Consider the following 14,374-nt stretch of genomic DNA (forward strand, 5'->3'; position numbering starts at 1 on the left):
AAAGCTCGCCGGCGAACGATCTCTCAACATTTCAAAAAATTCACGCGGAAGACTTGCCCAAAGCCACTGACAACGTGTCGAAGCTCCGGATTTCCTGAGGAGATGAACGCGTGGGCGGCATTGAAGAGGCCAACAACTGCCGCCGGAGCGCTGTCGATTGTTTTGGCCTTCGTCATCCACGCGGAGCGGACGCGCAGAGCCGTGGATGCGGGTGTCAGGCCGCCAGCTTGCGCGGCATCCCCAGCGCTTCCTCGACCACGTCGAGGAACATCTCGGCGCAGGCCTTCCAGCTGTAGCGCATGGCGCGCTGGCGCGCCTCCGCGCGGTCGATATGGAGGGCCTTGAGCGCGGCCTCGCCCAGGTCCTCGGACACGGCCCCGCCAACGCCGTCGCCGACGATGTCGATCGGTCCCGTCACCGGATAGGCGGCCACCGGCGTGCCGCTGGCCAAAGCCTCGATGATGACGTTGCCGAACGTGTCGGTGCGGCTCGGAAAGACGAAGACGTCGGCCGAGGCATAGATTTCCGCCAGTTCGTCGTTCGGGCGGTGGCCGAGGAAATACACGTTCGGATAGCGGGCCTTGAGCTTCGCCAGTTCCGGTCCTTCGCCGACCACCACCTTGCTGCCGGGGAGATCGAGGTCTAGGAAGGCGGTCAGGTTCTTTTCGATCGCGACGCGGCCGACGCAAAGGAAGACGGGGCGGGGGAAGCTCGTCTCCTTGCGCTTGTCCGGCCGGAAATGATCGGTGTCGACGCCGCGCGTCCAGGGTCTCAGCTTGTTGAAGCCGCGCGAGGCAAGGTCGTCAGCCAGCGACTGCGTGGCGACAAGCGTGCCTTGTCCGGAATTGTGGAAGTCGCGCAGCCAGTTGTAGGCCCAGCTCTCCGGCACCGGCAGGCGGGCGCTGAGATATTCGGGAAATCGCGTGTGATAGCTGGTGGTGAAGGGGCGCCCGGCCTTGCGGCAATAGCGGCGCGCCATGATGCCCAGCGGTCCTTCGGTGACGATGTGGATATGGTCGGCCTTGCGCGCATCGATCAGGCGCGCGACATGACCTGGGGTCGTCAACGCGAGCCGAATGTCCGGATAGGTCGGCAGCGGCAAGGTGCGGAAGATGTTCGGCGTCAGGAAATCGACCTGGACGTCGTAGGATTTCAACGTTTCGGTCAACCGCTCCAGCGTGTGGACCACGCCGTTGACCTGCGGCCGCCATGCATCGGTGACCATCAGGATTCGCATGACGACCCCTTGGAGAGGTTCTTGAGCGCGGCCGCGCGGTGGCGGGACGGCAACCAGGCAGCAGCTCGCGCCTCGCTCCAGCGCACCCGGGCAGGTGTGGGATCGAAGCGGGGCGGCATGGCCGAATCGATAAAGGTCGCGCGCTTCATGCGCGCTCTTGACCATGATTTCATGACGAGCGGATGAAGCTGTAATTTTTGATTGAGCATGATCTCGTCCGAACCTTCGGTTCGGGATCATGCTCGATTATGCGGGAACCTTGATCACGGCGCGCAGGCCGCCAAGCGGGCTGTCTTCGAGCATGATGTCGCCGCCGTGGCTGCGGGCGATGTCGCGAGCGATCGACAGGCCGAGACCGGTGCCGCTGGCATCGAGGTTGCGCGCCTCGTCGAGCCGCAGGAACGGCTTGAACACCTCTTCGCGCTTGTCGGGCGCGATGCCGGGGCCGTTGTCATCGATGGTGACGGTCAGCGAGCCGCGACTGTGATCGGCATGGACCTCGACCGCTTTGGCATAGCGGAAGGCATTACCGATGACGTTGGACATCAGCCTGGCAAAGGCGTTCGGCCGCACATGCACGGTCGGATCGCCGGTCAGTGTCGTCGACAGCTTGCATTTGCGCAGCCGCGCCTCCTCGCCAAGCTTCTGGAAATAGGCATCGAGATCGAAGCGGCCGGTGTCTTCCGCCGCCTCGCCGCGGGCAAAGGAAAGATAGCCTTCCAGCATCGATTGCATGTCGTCGATGTCCTGGTTGAGGGCGGCTTTGGTTTCCGATTTGCCGCCGGCCAGCGCCAGCTGCAGCTTGAAGCGGGTCAGAATGGTCCTGAGGTCGTGGCTGACGCCGGTCAGCATGGCGGTGCGCTGCTCGATCTGGCGCTCGATGCGCTCGCGCATCTGGATGAAGGCGAAGCCGGCGCGGCGGACTTCCTCCGCGCCGCGCGGCCGGAAATCGCGCGGCATCGGTCGCCCCTTGCCGAAGCTTTCGGCGGCTTCGGCAAGGGTGAGGATCGGCCTGATCTGGTTGCGCAGGAAGGGGATGGCGATCATCAACAGCACCAGCGAGGTGCCGACCATCCAGATCAGGAAGATGTGGGTGTTCGAGGCATAGGCCTGGCTGCGGCGCACGAAGACGCGCAGCACCTTGCCTTCGAGCTGGACGCGGACCTCGACGACGTTGGAGTTGCCGACGGTGTCGATCCAGAAGGGGCGGTTGATCTGCCTGGTGATCTCCGACGACAGCGCCGTGTCGAGGATCGAGAAAAATGGCTTAGGCCCGGGCGGCGGCAGCGGATCGGGCGGCAGCAGATCCACTTTCAGCTGCATGCGGTCCTGGGCGATGCGGATGATGTTGGCGTAGTCGGCGTCGTGCGGATAGGTCTCCATCATGTCGATGATGGCAGCGATGTCGGCGATCGTCGCCTGCGACAGGCGCTGGGTGACCGTCTGCCAGTGGCGCTCCATGAAGACGAAGGCGACAACCGACTGCAGAAGGATCATCGGCGCGATGACGATGATGAGGGAGCGGGCATAAAGCCGCTTCGGCATGTAGAGCGCGACCAGGCGCCAGAACCGGTTCCAGGCGCGCGGCATCGCTCTTAGCGTCCGCAATGCGAGATCGCCGAGACCGCCTCCTTTGGGCTGTTCCAGTTGCGTGGTCGCCATTCGCCCTTCCGCTCGTCGACGGCCGTTGAGCAAACGGCCGGCGAGGAGCATTTTATTCGACGCTGAGCCGATACCCAATACCGCGTACGGTCTGCAGCCAAACCGGATTGGAAGGATCGCGCTCGATCTTGCGGCGCAGCCGGTTGATCTGGACATCGATGGTGCGCTCGCCGACATCCGATTCGTCGCCGACAAGTTCGTGCCGCGGTATGGTTTCGCCCGCACGCGCCGCGAAGATCGCCAGGATCTCCTGCTCGCGGTCGGTCAGCTTCAGCGCCTCGCCGCCGCGCTTCAGCTCGCGCTTGGCGATCTGGAACGTGTAGGGGCCGAAGACGAGCTGCTCGACCTTCGGCGTCGCCGCAGGGCCGCCGCGGCGCAGGATGTTGTTGATGCGCAGGATGAGCTCGCGCGGATCGAAAGGCTTCGGCAGATAGTCGTCGGCGCCGGCCTCGAGCCCGGTGATGCGGCTGTCGGTCTCCGACAGCGCCGTCAGCATCAGGATCGGCACGTTCTTCTCGGCCCGCAGCGCCTTGGTGAGGTCGACGCCGGTTTCGCCAGGCATCATGACGTCGAGCACAAGCAGGTCGAAGTCGAGCCCCGCGAGCTTGCGCCGGGCCTCGCCGGAATTGCCGGCGACGGTGACCCGAAAACCGTTCTCGGACAAATATTGCTTGAGCAGATTGCGGATGCGGGTGTCGTCATCGACCACCAGCAGATGCGGCGCATCATCGCCGGGCGCCGCCGGATGATCAACCTTCTCAGTGGTCTCCATTTTTCTTCCCCGATGTTTGCGCAGGCACAATGTTGATCTGCGCTCTTAGTTCCGGATTGACCATCGCCTCCAGGAACCTTTCGATGGAGGCGCGTTCGGTGGTTCCGGAATCCTCCAATGCAGCACGGATGCGGCGCGACTGTGGCCGCGCCAGCGCCAATGCCAGCGCGCGGCCCTTGGCGGTCGGATAGAGCTCGCGCTGCCGACGGTCGCGCGGACCTTGCACCTGGACAATATGGTCCGTGTCGATCAGCTGCTTCAACACCCGCGCCAGGCTCTGCTTGGTGATCTTCAGCACATCAAGCAACTCGGCAACCGTGAGTCCCGGCCTGCGGTTGACGAAATGCAGCACGCGATGATGGGCGCGGCCGAAGCCGTAATCGGCAAGGATCTGGTCTGGATCGGAGGTGAAGTCGCGATAGGCGAAGAAAAACAGCTCGATGATGGCAAAGTCGATGCCGTCCTCATCGGAGATCGCCGTCCTGATCGGTTTTCCGGTTGCGGGGCTTCGATCCGTCATCATTTCTCCCTGCCAAGCGGGAATTATGTCAGTACTGTTGACGTAATTTCCCGGCAATGATAATTTTTGACAAGCTTTTCGGCGGATTGCGAACGAAAAGGCAAGCGGAAGCTGTTTTTCCGGAACTTCCTGAGTTTGCCAAGGATTGAATATCCGCCTAGGTTTCCAGGTACCGGCGGCGTTTCGGACCCTGTGGCGCGGCTGACGCGAAACGCCATATGACACAACGATTTGCGGGCGTCCGCCCGCGGGAGGTTTCCATGGCATCCGTTCCTTTCGACCAACTGGACGGCTTCATCTGGATGAACGGCGAGTTCGTCAATTGGGCCGACGCCAAGATCCATGTGCTGACCCACGGCCTGCACTATGCCAGCGCCGTCTTCGAGGGCGAGCGCGCCTATGGCGGCCAGATCTTCAAGCTGACCGAGCACAATGAGCGCCTGCATGAATCGGCGCGCATGCTCGGCTTCAAGATTCCCTATTCGGTCGCCGAGATTGACGAGGCCTGCCGCACGCTTCTGAAGAAGCAGGGTTTCCAGGACGCCTATGTGCGCCCGATCGCCTGGCGCGGCAGCGAGCAGATGGGCGTCTCGGCGCAGAACAACCGCATCAACTGCGCCATCGCCATCTGGCAGTGGCCGAGCTATTTCGACCCGGCGCAGAAGCTGAAGGGCATCCGTCTCGACATCGCCGAATGGCGCCGGCCCGACCCGCGCACCGCGCCGTCGAAGTCCAAGGCCGCCGGCCTCTACATGATCTGCACGCTCTCCAAGCATGCGGCCGAGGCCAAGGGCTATGCCGATGCCATGATGCTCGACTGGCGCGGCCAGGTAGCGGAGGCCACCGGCGCCAACATCTTCTTCGTCAAGGACGGCAAGATCCATACGCCGACGCCCGACTGCTTCCTCGACGGCATCACCCGCCGCACCGTGATCGGCCTGGCCAAGGACCGCGGTTTGGAGGTGATCGAGCGCGCCATCATGCCGGAGGAACTCGAAGGCTTCGAGCAGTGCTTCCTCACCGGCACGGCCGCGGAAGTCACTCCTGTTTCGGAGATCGGACCGTACCGATTCGAGGTCGGCGAGATCGCCAAGACGTTGATGAACGACTATTCTGCTGCAGTGCAACCAAAGCATGCCATCGCCGCAGAATAGCGATAGTCACAGCTTTTTTGTGCAATAGGGGCGGTTTTCGGGCCGCCCCTTTTATTTAAGCGCCTGTGCATTTGACTTTGGAACCATTCAGCGTCTCATGATGGCGTCGGCCCGACGAGGCTGGCGGCTATGGAGGGACTAAGTACATGGATACGAACACGCTCGTCGCTATCGTTGTACAAGTGATTGCGGGTGTAATCGGTGGTCAGGCAGTTGGGGTGGCGCTGAAGCAGGCAGCGATGGGCCAGCTGACCAAAATCCTTGCAGGCGCGATCGGCGGTGTTGGCGGAGCGGCCATTCTCGGCAGCCTGCTCGGCGGCGGCACGGTCGATCCGGCAGCGGCCGCGGCGGCGGCCGGCAGCGCGTTCAACCTGCCGAACCTCGCCGGCGGCGTTGGCGGTGGTGCGATCCTGACCGGCATCATCGGCGCGGTCATGAACGCGATGAAGAAATAGGCCGGATACCTTTCGGGCCTGCGCCATGGGCGGCTATGGCCGCCCATTCTTTTTCAATCATTTTCTGGCGGCTGCGGCCGCCCATTCTTTTTCAATCATTTTCTGGCGGCCGCGCCGCCCATTTCTTTTCGAGGATCATTCGCTCCGGCTGGACGGTGGACGCAGTCCGCCGTGTTCTCTACATCATGGCGACACTTCGAAAGGGACAGCCATGGGTCAGCTCAATGCCGGCATCGTGCCGGTCACGCCCTTCCAGCAGAACTGCACCATCCTGTTCGACATGGACGACAGGAACGGCGTCGTCGTCGATCCCGGCGGCGATGTCGACAAGATACTGGCAGTACTGAAGGACAATGCGATCACCGCGCAGGCGATCTGGATCACCCACGGCCATATCGATCACGCCGGCGGCGCGATGGAACTGAAGGACGCGCTCGGCATCGACATCATCGGCCCGCATGAGGCCGATCGGCCGCTGCTTGCCAACCTCGAGAACCAGGCCAGGCGTTTCGGCCTTACCGACCCGGTGCGCAATTGCGTTCCGGACCGTTTCCTCAGTGAGGGCGAGACGGTCTCGTTCGACGAGCATGTGTTCGAGGTGCTGCATTGTCCGGGGCACGCGCCGGGCCATGTTGTCTACTACAACCGCGCGGCCAAGTTCGCCCATGTCGGCGACGTGCTGTTTCGCGGCTCGATCGGTCGCACCGATCTGCCGGGCGGCGATCACGCCGCGCTGATCGCCTCGATCAAGGACAAGCTCCTGCCGCTCGGCGACGATATCGGCTTCATCTGCGGCCACGGTCCGGGCGGCCGGTTGGGCGAGGAGCGCCGCACCAATCCTTTCCTGGTCTGAGCTTCACAGGCAAAAGAAAAGCGCCGCTGAGAGGCGGCGCTTTTGCCTGGGACAGGGAACCCAAAGATTTGTTTAGACGCAATTCCGAACGGAAAACCGATCCACACTTTGCCTGGAATTGCTCCGGTTAGTTGGCGACGCAGAAGTGCTGCTCGCCGTCATTGCCGGTGAAGGTGCCGGTGCCCGAGTTGAAGGTGCGGTAGCGGTCCGAGCAGTACTCGTACCAGTCACGGGTCCACGGCTCGGCATAGCGGTCGGCATAGACGACGCGCGGCTGCACGTAATAGCGGCGGACGGGCCGGTCGACATAATAGCCGTCATCATAGGCCGGATCGTAGTATCTCGGCCCGGGGTTGCTGAGCGCGCTGCCGATCAGGGCGCCTGCCGCAAGCCCGACAACGCCGGCAGCAATGGCGTCGCCATTGTGGTGATGACGATGCCAGCGCCAGTCGTCAGCATTGGCCGCCGAGAAGGTGGCCAAAGTGGTCGCGGCAATGCCGGCGGTCAGGATGGCGGTCTTGAGAATTCGGTTCATTTTCGGTCTCCTTCGCGCCGGCCCGCGTATTTTCAGGGGATGCGGGTCGGCTTTAGCAAAGGTTAATAGAAGACCGTGGCTGAACGGAGGCTGAACGGAATTGGGCAAACGATTTCGCGGCTCGAACAAAATTGCGAGCTCTGCGGGGGCGTCCCGCCTGCTCAGCCTCCGTCGGATCCGTCTTGAGCCGGCTTTAGCCGATAGACAGATTGACGGCCTTCGGACCCTTGCCGCGCTTATCCGGCTCGGTGTCGAATGTCACTTTCTGCCCATCCTCAAGACCGGGAAGGCCCGACGCCTGCACGGCCGAAATATGGACGAAGACATCCTTCGCGCCATCGTCGGGCGTGATGAAGCCGAAGCCCTTGGCATGGTTGAAGAATTTGACGGTGCCGGTCTGCGGCATGGGAAACTCCTTTGATCCCATCATGTCAGTCTCGGGCCGGCAAACTGCCCGAGAGGAAATTTGTCCTTTATTTTAGCGCTATCGGCAAGAGAAAGTTTTCGCCTGCCGATCGCGCTATTTGCCGGACAAAAAGAGGGCGCGACGGAACCGTCGCGCCCTCGAAACGCAAGCTTCTTGCGAAGCCAATTCATGGACCTGCCACGCTATTCATCAGCTGAGAACAGGCAGCTTCGCCTGCTCAGGCAGCGCGCAGGTTGACCGCCTTCGGGCCCTTGCCCATGCGGTCCGGCTCGACGTCGAAGGTGACCTTCTGGCCGTCGACGAGCGTGCGCAGGCCCGAGGCCTCGATCGCGGAGATGTGGACGAACACGTCCTTGGCGCCGCCGTCAGGCGTGATGAAGCCGAAGCCTTTGGTGGCGTTGAAGAACTTTACGGTGCCGGTCTGGGCCATGGGGAAACTCCTTCACCCGTATCAGTCTCGTGGGCTCGCCCGCGGCATCGCGCCTTGGGCCAGTCCAGATGGTTGCTTCGGCAGTCATGCATCCGCGCATGGTCAAAGCCCCCGCCGAAAAACGGGGCCGTCAGAGATTCACACTATCGGGGAAAGGTCGTCCAAAACGTGCCGCTCTCCGGGTCGCAAATGCCCGAACGGCAAATTTATTACACGGAAACGTGATAGTTGCAAGATAGGGCCGCGGGCGGCCCTCGGCGCGTCCAACGCAAGGCATCGATAGACCCGGCGCCATGACCGGTCATCGGCCAGAAAAGAGCCAGGCATGGGCCAGCGCCGGAGCCAGTCCGCAACGGACTTTCGGCTCGGATAATGCACAAGCCGGGGTTGCGTTCGAACCCAAAATGGCGAGGATTGCGCAAGTTGGCGCGGTCGCGCCTGAGCGAGGATCGGAGCGGGCCCTATGCGATTTCTTGCGGCAATCGTCTCGCGGCAGGGCCTTGTCGCCCTGCTCCTGTCCGCCTTGTTGGCGGCCTGCACGGTCGTGGTCGACGATGGACCGCGCCCACGCCCGCCGAGACCGCATCCGCAGCTCTGCACCATGCAATACGAACCGGTCTGCGCCCGGCGCGGCGGCGACCGCCAGACCTTCGCCAATGCCTGCCAGGCGGAGAGGGCAGGGTATCGCATCGTGCGCGGCGGCCCTTGCCGCGGTGGCGGTGGCGGCGAGCAGACCTTCTGCACCCGCGAATACGCGCCTGTCTGCGCCAGGCGCCACGGCGAGGTTCGCACCTTCCCCAATGCCTGCGAGGCCCGCGCGGCGGACTATCGCATCATCGGCGACGGGCCTTGCTAGGGAGGCCGGGTTTATGTTCCGCTTTGCGGGCAATCCGTCGGTGCGCCAAGCGCACCCTTGAATCTCCCGCCCGCTTGGCTTAGGTCCGGCGGACCAACAAGCACGGCAGGTTTCCCATTAACAGAGATCAGAGAAGAGCGGCGAACGCGGGCGGCAAGCCAGGGTCGGCAAGTCCGCTCGATCCCTATGTGCAGCGGGCGCTGCAACTGCACCAGGCAGGGCGCCGCCAGGAAGCGGAATCGCTTTACCGGCAGGTGCTGGGGCAGCAGCCGAACCATGCCGCCGCGCTGCATTTCCTCGGGCTTCTGCTGCACCAAACCGGCCGCAGCGACGAGGGGCTCGACTTCATCGAGCAGTCGGTGACGCTGCAGCCCAGGAACGCAGATTTCCTCAACAATATGGGCACGGTCATGCGCGACCTGGGTCGCGTCGCCGCAGCCGTCGATTTCTTCCGCGGCGCGGTGGATATCCGCCCGGAGCAGCTTGCCGCTCGCGACAATCTCGGCTCGTCGCTGAAGCAGCTCGGCCAGTTCGAGGCCGCCGAGGAGATCTATCGCGGCACCATCGGCCGCAATCCGTTCCATGTCCGCGCCCGCATCGGCCTGGCCGAAACGCTGCAGGAGGCCGGGCGACTGGACGAGGCGATTGCGCTCTTCCGCGAGTCGCTGTCGATCCGGCCCAAGGATGCGGAGCTGCTCTATGGGCTCGGCGTCGCCATGATGGAGAAGGGCAAGCTCACCGAAGCCGCCGATCTTGCCCGCCAGGCGGTGGCGATCGCTCCCGCCATGGCGAAGGCCTGGCTTCTGCTGACCCAGGTCAAGCGCCAGACCGAGCGCGACCCAGAGCTTGCGAGCATGGAGGCCGAGCACGCCAAGGCGCCGCAGGACAGCCTTGCGCGCATGCAGCTTTCCTTCGGCCTCGGCAAGGCCAATGACGACCTGAAGGACTATGGCCGCGCCTTCGACTATTTCGCCGAGGGCAACACGATCCGCCGCAAGGGCATCGACTACGACCCGGTGCGGACGCGCGACGAGTTCGAGGCGATGAAGACGGTCTTCGACAAGGCCTTCTTCGAGAAGCACAGGCCGAGCGACATTTCCGACGATACGCCGATCTTCGTCGTCGGCATGCCGCGTTCCGGCACGACCCTGGTCGAGCAGATCATCGCCAGCCATCCCCAGGTCTTCGGCGCCGGCGAGCTCAGCATCCTGAAGACGGCGGTCGGCAAGCAGTTTCCGATGAGCATGCCGGGCGGCTTCCCCTGGGGGATCGCCGACACGCCGGACAAAGCCTTCGCCGAAGCGGGGCAGGCCTACCTCGACATGCTGCACGCCCGCTATCCGGGCTCCCGCCATGTCACCGACAAGATGCCGGGCAACTTCCTGCTGGTCGGCTTCCTGCACATGATGCTGCCGAAGGCCAAGATCGTGCATTGCGCGCGCGACGCGGCAGCCACCTGCCTGTCGATCTTCAAGGTGCATTTCCGCGGCGACAGCCACCGCTATGGCTACGATCTCGGCGAGCTCGCCGATTTCCATAACCTCTACGCCGATATCATGGCGCATTGGCACAAGGTGCTGCCCGGCGTCGTCCACGATGTCCGCTATGAGGATTTCGTCGCCGACCAGGAAGGGCAGACGCGGGCGCTGATGGCGCATCTCGGCCTGCCCTGGGACGACAAGGTGCTGTCCTTCCACGAGACCGATCGGCCAGTGCGCACGGCCTCCGCCGCGCAGGTGCGCCAGCCGATGTATCAGGGCTCGGTCGACCTGTGGAAGCGGTATGGCGACAGGCTGAAGCCGCTGCTCGATCGGCTGAATTAGCACACCGGCCACTGATTGGCCGACGCCTCTCAGCTTCGTCATCCACGGGCGGAGCGGGAGCAAAGCGGACGCGCAGACCCGAGGATCCATTCCGTGACCTCGCGCGAAAGGTAAGGCAGCGCAGAAAAGAGGTCGTTCTGCACCGCCGTGACGCTTATAAGTAACGGAATGGATCCTCGGGTCTGCGCCGCGTCGCTTCGCTCCTTGCTCCGCCCGTGGATGACGACCTGACGAGCATCTCGGCCAATCGCAAAGAATTGCGACCTGCCGACACCAGCGTTGTCTCGCTCCTCAAAGCTCGATGAACGGCTGGAAGCCGCCGAAGATCATTCGCTTGCCGTCGAACGGCATTGTCGGCCAATCGGCTTTCAACCGCTCGTCGGCCATGATCTTGGCCATGACGGCGTCGCGGCTTTGCCTGTTTTCATAGACGACCCAGGCGAAGACGACGACTTCGTCATCCTTGGCCTGGACGGCGCGCGGGAACGAGGTGATCTCGCCATAAGGAACGTCGTCGCCGATGCATTCGACGTAGGCGAGCGCGCCGTACTCCTTCCAGATGGCGCCGGCCTGTGTGGCCATTTTCTTGTAGTCTTCGAGATTTGCCTTCGGTACTGCGAGCACGAAGCCATCGACATAGGACATGGTGAACTCCTTTTGCTGAAAAACGAGCGCCGGGTCGGCGGGGGTACAACCCGGCGCGGGTGAGCGCGTCGACCCTGCAAAGGGCGACGCCTGCTCGCTAGGAAGCCTATTTCACCGGCGCGTTCATCGCCCAGGCGACGCCGAAGGGATCCTTCACCTGGCCCCAGCGGTCGCCCCAGAACATCACCTGGAGCGGCGTGACGACTTCGCAGCCGGCGTCCACCGCGCGCTGCCACCAGGCATCGATGTCGTCGCTGCCGAGATGGAGCTGCAGCACGTAGCCCTGCGCCGCCTGATGCGGATGGCCGTGCTCGGGATAGGCGTCGCCCAGCATCAGCGTCGAACCGTTGACGTAGAGATGGATATGCATGGTGCGGCCCTTGTCGTCCGGCGGATAGGCAAAGACTTCATCGGCACCGAACGCCTTCTTGTAGAACTCGGCAGCCTTGATGGCCCCGTCGACCTGCAGATAGGGGGTCAATCCGCCAAGCACTTTGGCGCGGGGTGGGCTCTGGTCGGTCATTTCACGTGTCCTCTTCACCGGATGATTTTGGCGTTGCGATCAAAAGACGGACGAGACGACCGCAATCCTACACGGCTCGCAGAATTTTTAGACAGCCGAGCAACCGCCGAAGCGGGTGACCGTCGCACCGGTCGATCGGCCACCCTCAAATGACCTTGCTCGAGAAGGTGGCCGTGCGGCGGCTGTTCGGCGTATCGAGAATTTCCGGAAAGCCGATGTCCTTGCGCAGGTCGGCCGGCAGTGAAAGCAGGATGCGTTCGCTGCGGTAGCGGGCGCGCGCGGCGGCATATTGGGTGGCGATGCGGCCGATGGATGACAGGATCGACATGACGAACTCTCCCTGGTTGATGCCGACATCATCGTGTTGGCATTCCTAGGACGAGAGGTGCCGCGGCGATCCGACAGACCGCTTGAATTTTTTTCGCGCGTGTTTCCCGACGGCCGGAAGGCCTGCCCCGTTGCGGGCCGGCATCGTCGCGGTCTCAGCGCTCCGTCTCGGCGACCAGATGGAAGAACTCTTCCGGGCTGTCGACTTCGATCAGTCGCCGTTTCTCGATCAGCCAGAAGCGATTGCCGACCGCGCGGATGAAGGAGCGGTCGTGCGAGGCGATCAGGCAGCTCGCATGATGCTTCAGCAGCTCCTCTTCCAGCGCTTCCTGGCCGTCGATGTCGAGATGGTTGGTCGGCTCGTCGAGGAGATAGAAGTTGGGGTTGGTGAGCCTGAGCACCAGCATCATCAGCCTCGATCTCTGCCCGCCCGACAACGCGGCGATCCTTTTGTCCTGCATTTCGATGGCGACGCCGGCGCCGGCGAGAAGCGAACGGGCGCGCTGCTCGCCGACCTCGAAGCGGCGCGAGACCATCGCCAGCGGCGTGTCGTCGCCGCCGATGCCCGACAGCGCCTGGTCGCTGTGGCCCAGCACGGTCGATGGCGTCACCTTGACGTTCGGCGCCGTCCCCGGCTCGGCGATGGCGGTACGGATCATCGCAATGAAGCGCGACTTGCCGACGCCGTTGCGGCCGAGCAGCACGATGCGGTCGTCCTGGCAGATGTGGCGCTTGCCGGTCCTGAACAGCAGCGCGCCGTCGGGCGTTTCCACGGCTGCATCGTCCAGCGTGATCAGCACCTTGGCGTGGGTGCCGCGGTTCGCCAGTCGGATCGCGCCGGCCGAGCGCTCGCGATGCGCCTGCACCGCCGCGTCTTCCAGCCTCTCGGCTCGTTCCTTGAGCTGCTTGGTTTTCACCGTGAGCAGATCGCTGCCGGAATTGATGCCGAGGTTGTTGAGCTTTGCGGCCTGCTTGCGCAACTGCTGCGCCACCTTCATGTCGCGTTCGAACTTGCGCGCCGTCGAAGCGTCGATTTCATCGAGCGCCTGCCTGGCGCGCGAATAGGGCAACGAGAACACCGGCGGTTCCTCCGGGCGCAGGAACAGTGTGCGGTTGGTGGCGGCGTCGAGGAAGGCGCGGTCATGGCTGGCGACGATCACCGGCACCTCGCGCGGCAGCGCGTTGAGCCAGGTTTCGAGCTGGCTGATCCTGGCGAGGTCGAGATGATTGGTCGGCTCGTCGAGCAGAAGCACGTCCGGGTCGGTGACCCAGACGCGAGCGATCAGCGCCAGCCGCTGCCAGCCGCCGCTCAAGGCCCGCATCGGCCGGTCGCGCATGTCCTCGGGCACGTCGAGCGAGTCGAGGACCACGTCGACGCGCCAGAGCTCGCTGTCGCGCTGCCCGGGCGGCAAGGCATCGGCGACCACCTGATGGAAGCCGCGGTCGAGCAGCGCATCGGGGACCGACTGCTCGACATGGCCGACGCGTAGGCCGCGCGACCGGGTGATGGCGCCGGTGGTGGCGTCCAGCTCACCGGCCAGGCATTTGAGCAGTGTGGACTTGCCGCGGCCGTTGGCCGCGACGATGCCCAGCCGATCGCCGGCGCCGATGGTAAGGTCGAGGTTGGAGAAGAGCGGCGCACTCAAGGTGACGCCGAGGGATTTGAGGCTGATCAGGGCCATTTCGATTTCTCTGGTCTTGCCGGAGGCCGGCTTAATGCACTTTGACGGCGCGCCGGCCGGCCATCAGGCCAAGCTCAGCGGCACCACGAAGGGCAGACCAAAAATCGAAGCGGGGAAAATTCCCGGACCGTCCTGGTCAGCCCTGCAAGCAAGCTCGCAGGGCACAGACAGGGCCGCGCTGACGGTGGTGATCGATAGACACGCAGCCCTCCTTTCCAGACGTTCGATTGGGTACACCGCAGGAGGGCAGGAGGCAAGACCTCAGTCTGCCTTAGCAAAGATGGTCAGAAAGGTGTCGGCAAGTCATCTTGCGCCCGAAAATTCATACTACAGCGGGCTGTATGTCGATGAGGACAACCGCTTGGCGCTCGTCGATCCGGGCCTCAGGCCGGAAGACATGAAGCCCAGTTGCTCCTGCTGCACGCATACATTCAACGGCGAGCCATTCACCCGAGAGTACGAACCAATTTAAG

General features: G+C 63.6%; 18 protein-coding genes. 6 read left to right on the plus strand and 12 right to left on the minus strand.

Annotation, left to right across the window (positions count from 1 at the left end; translation table 11 throughout):
- Nucleotides 1–214: 214 nt before the first annotated feature.
- The 5 genes from EN874_RS28090 to EN874_RS28110 are packed head-to-tail and all read right to left on the minus strand — an operon-like array spanning nt 215 to nt 4,191.
- Nucleotides 215–1,237, minus strand: a complete 1,023-nt coding sequence (locus EN874_RS28090; RefSeq protein WP_127427977.1) for a glycosyltransferase family 1 protein — start codon at nt 1,235–1,237, stop codon at nt 215–217.
- Nucleotides 1,225–1,446: a hypothetical protein gene (locus EN874_RS28095; protein ID WP_127427978.1), complete on the minus strand. Its 222-nt coding sequence runs from the start codon at nt 1,444–1,446 to the stop codon at nt 1,225–1,227. The genes EN874_RS28090 and EN874_RS28095 overlap by 13 nt, the downstream gene beginning before the upstream one ends.
- 37 nt (nt 1,447–1,483) lie before the next feature.
- On the minus strand, nt 1,484–2,899 hold the full coding sequence (locus tag EN874_RS28100; protein ID WP_127427979.1) for an ATP-binding protein: 1,416 nt from the start codon (nt 2,897–2,899) through the stop codon (nt 1,484–1,486).
- A 52-nt stretch (nt 2,900–2,951) separates the two neighbouring features.
- Complete coding sequence (locus tag EN874_RS28105) at nt 2,952–3,671, minus strand: response regulator transcription factor (RefSeq protein ID WP_059188911.1); 720 nt, start codon at nt 3,669–3,671, stop codon at nt 2,952–2,954.
- Nucleotides 3,658–4,191: a MarR family transcriptional regulator gene (locus EN874_RS28110; RefSeq protein ID WP_168247656.1), complete on the minus strand. Its 534-nt coding sequence runs from the start codon at nt 4,189–4,191 to the stop codon at nt 3,658–3,660. The genes EN874_RS28105 and EN874_RS28110 overlap by 14 nt, the downstream gene beginning before the upstream one ends.
- A gap of 260 nt (nt 4,192–4,451) precedes the next feature.
- Here EN874_RS28110 and EN874_RS28115 point away from each other — a divergent pair, with 260 nt between their 5' ends.
- From EN874_RS28115 to EN874_RS28125, 3 genes are all read left to right on the plus strand, one after another.
- Nucleotides 4,452–5,345: a branched-chain amino acid aminotransferase gene (locus tag EN874_RS28115; protein WP_127427980.1), complete on the plus strand. Its 894-nt coding sequence runs from the start codon at nt 4,452–4,454 to the stop codon at nt 5,343–5,345.
- Between the two features lie 146 nt (nt 5,346–5,491).
- Nucleotides 5,492–5,800: a hypothetical protein gene (locus EN874_RS28120; protein ID WP_126088057.1), complete on the plus strand. Its 309-nt coding sequence runs from the start codon at nt 5,492–5,494 to the stop codon at nt 5,798–5,800.
- Between the two features lie 211 nt (nt 5,801–6,011).
- A complete protein-coding gene (locus EN874_RS28125; protein WP_127427981.1) occupies nt 6,012–6,653 on the plus strand; it encodes an MBL fold metallo-hydrolase in 642 nt (213 codons plus the stop codon).
- A gap of 127 nt (nt 6,654–6,780) precedes the next feature.
- Here the strand turns inward: EN874_RS28125 and EN874_RS28130 are convergent, their stop codons facing one another.
- The 3 genes from EN874_RS28130 to EN874_RS28140 form a co-directional block, all read right to left on the minus strand.
- Nucleotides 6,781–7,188 (minus strand): BA14K family protein, encoded by a 408-nt coding sequence (locus EN874_RS28130; RefSeq protein WP_127427982.1) that lies wholly within the window; start codon nt 7,186–7,188, stop codon nt 6,781–6,783.
- A 193-nt stretch (nt 7,189–7,381) separates the two neighbouring features.
- On the minus strand, nt 7,382–7,594 hold the full coding sequence (locus EN874_RS28135) for a cold-shock protein (RefSeq protein ID WP_006202521.1): 213 nt from the start codon (nt 7,592–7,594) through the stop codon (nt 7,382–7,384).
- 238 nt (nt 7,595–7,832) lie between these two features.
- Nucleotides 7,833–8,045 carry a cold-shock protein gene (locus EN874_RS28140; protein ID WP_006202520.1) on the minus strand — a complete coding sequence of 71 codons (213 nt, stop codon included), beginning with the start codon at nt 8,043–8,045 and terminating at the stop codon, nt 7,833–7,835.
- A 463-nt stretch (nt 8,046–8,508) separates the two neighbouring features.
- Between EN874_RS28140 and EN874_RS28145 the strand changes: the two genes are divergently transcribed.
- A complete protein-coding gene (locus EN874_RS28145; RefSeq protein WP_127427983.1) occupies nt 8,509–8,901 on the plus strand; it encodes a Kazal-type serine protease inhibitor domain-containing protein in 393 nt (130 codons plus the stop codon).
- Between the two features lie 188 nt (nt 8,902–9,089).
- Complete coding sequence (locus EN874_RS28150; RefSeq protein ID WP_127427984.1) at nt 9,090–10,724, plus strand: tetratricopeptide repeat-containing sulfotransferase family protein; 1,635 nt, start codon at nt 9,090–9,092, stop codon at nt 10,722–10,724.
- Between the two features lie 291 nt (nt 10,725–11,015).
- Here the strand turns inward: EN874_RS28150 and EN874_RS28155 are convergent, their stop codons facing one another.
- The 4 genes from EN874_RS28155 to EN874_RS28170 form a co-directional block, all read right to left on the minus strand.
- Nucleotides 11,016–11,369, minus strand: coding sequence for a DUF1428 family protein (locus tag EN874_RS28155; RefSeq protein ID WP_127427985.1), 354 nt, complete (start codon nt 11,367–11,369; stop codon nt 11,016–11,018).
- 106 nt (nt 11,370–11,475) lie between these two features.
- The gene (locus tag EN874_RS28160) at nt 11,476–11,892 is read right to left on the minus strand and encodes a glyoxalase/bleomycin resistance/extradiol dioxygenase family protein (RefSeq protein WP_127427986.1); all 417 of its coding nucleotides are present in this window, start codon (nt 11,890–11,892) and stop codon (nt 11,476–11,478) included.
- A gap of 145 nt (nt 11,893–12,037) precedes the next feature.
- A complete protein-coding gene (locus EN874_RS28165) occupies nt 12,038–12,220 on the minus strand; it encodes a hypothetical protein (RefSeq protein WP_126088064.1) in 183 nt (60 codons plus the stop codon).
- A 154-nt stretch (nt 12,221–12,374) separates the two neighbouring features.
- Nucleotides 12,375–13,901 carry an ABC-F family ATP-binding cassette domain-containing protein gene (locus tag EN874_RS28170; protein ID WP_127427987.1) on the minus strand — a complete coding sequence of 509 codons (1,527 nt, stop codon included), beginning with the start codon at nt 13,899–13,901 and terminating at the stop codon, nt 12,375–12,377.
- 34 nt (nt 13,902–13,935) lie between these two features.
- On the opposite strand from EN874_RS28170, the gene EN874_RS28175 reads away from it, so the two are divergent.
- Entirely contained in the window at nt 13,936–14,373 is a 438-nt protein-coding gene (locus EN874_RS28175; RefSeq protein WP_127427988.1) for a hypothetical protein, read from the plus strand.
- Nucleotide 14,374: the final 1 nt, after the last annotated feature.

The organism is Mesorhizobium sp. M1D.F.Ca.ET.231.01.1.1, from assembly GCF_003999155.2.
Lineage (GTDB): Bacteria > Pseudomonadota > Alphaproteobacteria > Rhizobiales > Rhizobiaceae > Mesorhizobium.

Bases quoted from the DNA above. Each gene is read 5' to 3' on its own strand.
- EN874_RS28105 (WP_059188911.1), bottom strand. From the start codon at position 3,671: ATGGAGACCACTGAGAAGGTTGATCATCCGGCGGCGCCCGGCGATGAT.
- EN874_RS28145 (WP_127427983.1), top strand. From the start codon at position 8,509: ATGCGATTTCTTGCGGCAATCGTCTCGCGGCAGGGCCTTGTCGCCCTG.
- EN874_RS28165 (WP_126088064.1), bottom strand. From the start codon at position 12,220: ATGTCGATCCTGTCATCCATCGGCCGCATCGCCACCCAATATGCCGCC.
- EN874_RS28125 (WP_127427981.1), top strand. From the start codon at position 6,012: ATGGGTCAGCTCAATGCCGGCATCGTGCCGGTCACGCCCTTCCAGCAG.
- EN874_RS28175 (WP_127427988.1), top strand. From the start codon at position 13,936: ATGCACTTTGACGGCGCGCCGGCCGGCCATCAGGCCAAGCTCAGCGGC.
- EN874_RS28115 (WP_127427980.1), top strand. From the start codon at position 4,452: ATGGCATCCGTTCCTTTCGACCAACTGGACGGCTTCATCTGGATGAAC.
- EN874_RS28110 (WP_168247656.1), bottom strand. From the start codon at position 4,191: ATGACGGATCGAAGCCCCGCAACCGGAAAACCGATCAGGACGGCGATC.
- EN874_RS28120 (WP_126088057.1), top strand. From the start codon at position 5,492: ATGGATACGAACACGCTCGTCGCTATCGTTGTACAAGTGATTGCGGGT.
- EN874_RS28140 (WP_006202520.1), bottom strand. From the start codon at position 8,045: ATGGCCCAGACCGGCACCGTAAAGTTCTTCAACGCCACCAAAGGCTTC.
- EN874_RS28160 (WP_127427986.1), bottom strand. From the start codon at position 11,892: ATGACCGACCAGAGCCCACCCCGCGCCAAAGTGCTTGGCGGATTGACC.
- EN874_RS28135 (WP_006202521.1), bottom strand. From the start codon at position 7,594: ATGCCGCAGACCGGCACCGTCAAATTCTTCAACCATGCCAAGGGCTTC.
- EN874_RS28100 (WP_127427979.1), bottom strand. From the start codon at position 2,899: ATGGCGACCACGCAACTGGAACAGCCCAAAGGAGGCGGTCTCGGCGAT.
- EN874_RS28130 (WP_127427982.1), bottom strand. From the start codon at position 7,188: ATGAACCGAATTCTCAAGACCGCCATCCTGACCGCCGGCATTGCCGCG.
- EN874_RS28155 (WP_127427985.1), bottom strand. From the start codon at position 11,369: ATGTCCTATGTCGATGGCTTCGTGCTCGCAGTACCGAAGGCAAATCTC.
- EN874_RS28095 (WP_127427978.1), bottom strand. From the start codon at position 1,446: ATGCTCAATCAAAAATTACAGCTTCATCCGCTCGTCATGAAATCATGG.
- EN874_RS28090 (WP_127427977.1), bottom strand. From the start codon at position 1,237: ATGCGAATCCTGATGGTCACCGATGCATGGCGGCCGCAGGTCAACGGC.
- EN874_RS28170 (WP_127427987.1), bottom strand. From the start codon at position 13,901: ATGGCCCTGATCAGCCTCAAATCCCTCGGCGTCACCTTGAGTGCGCCG.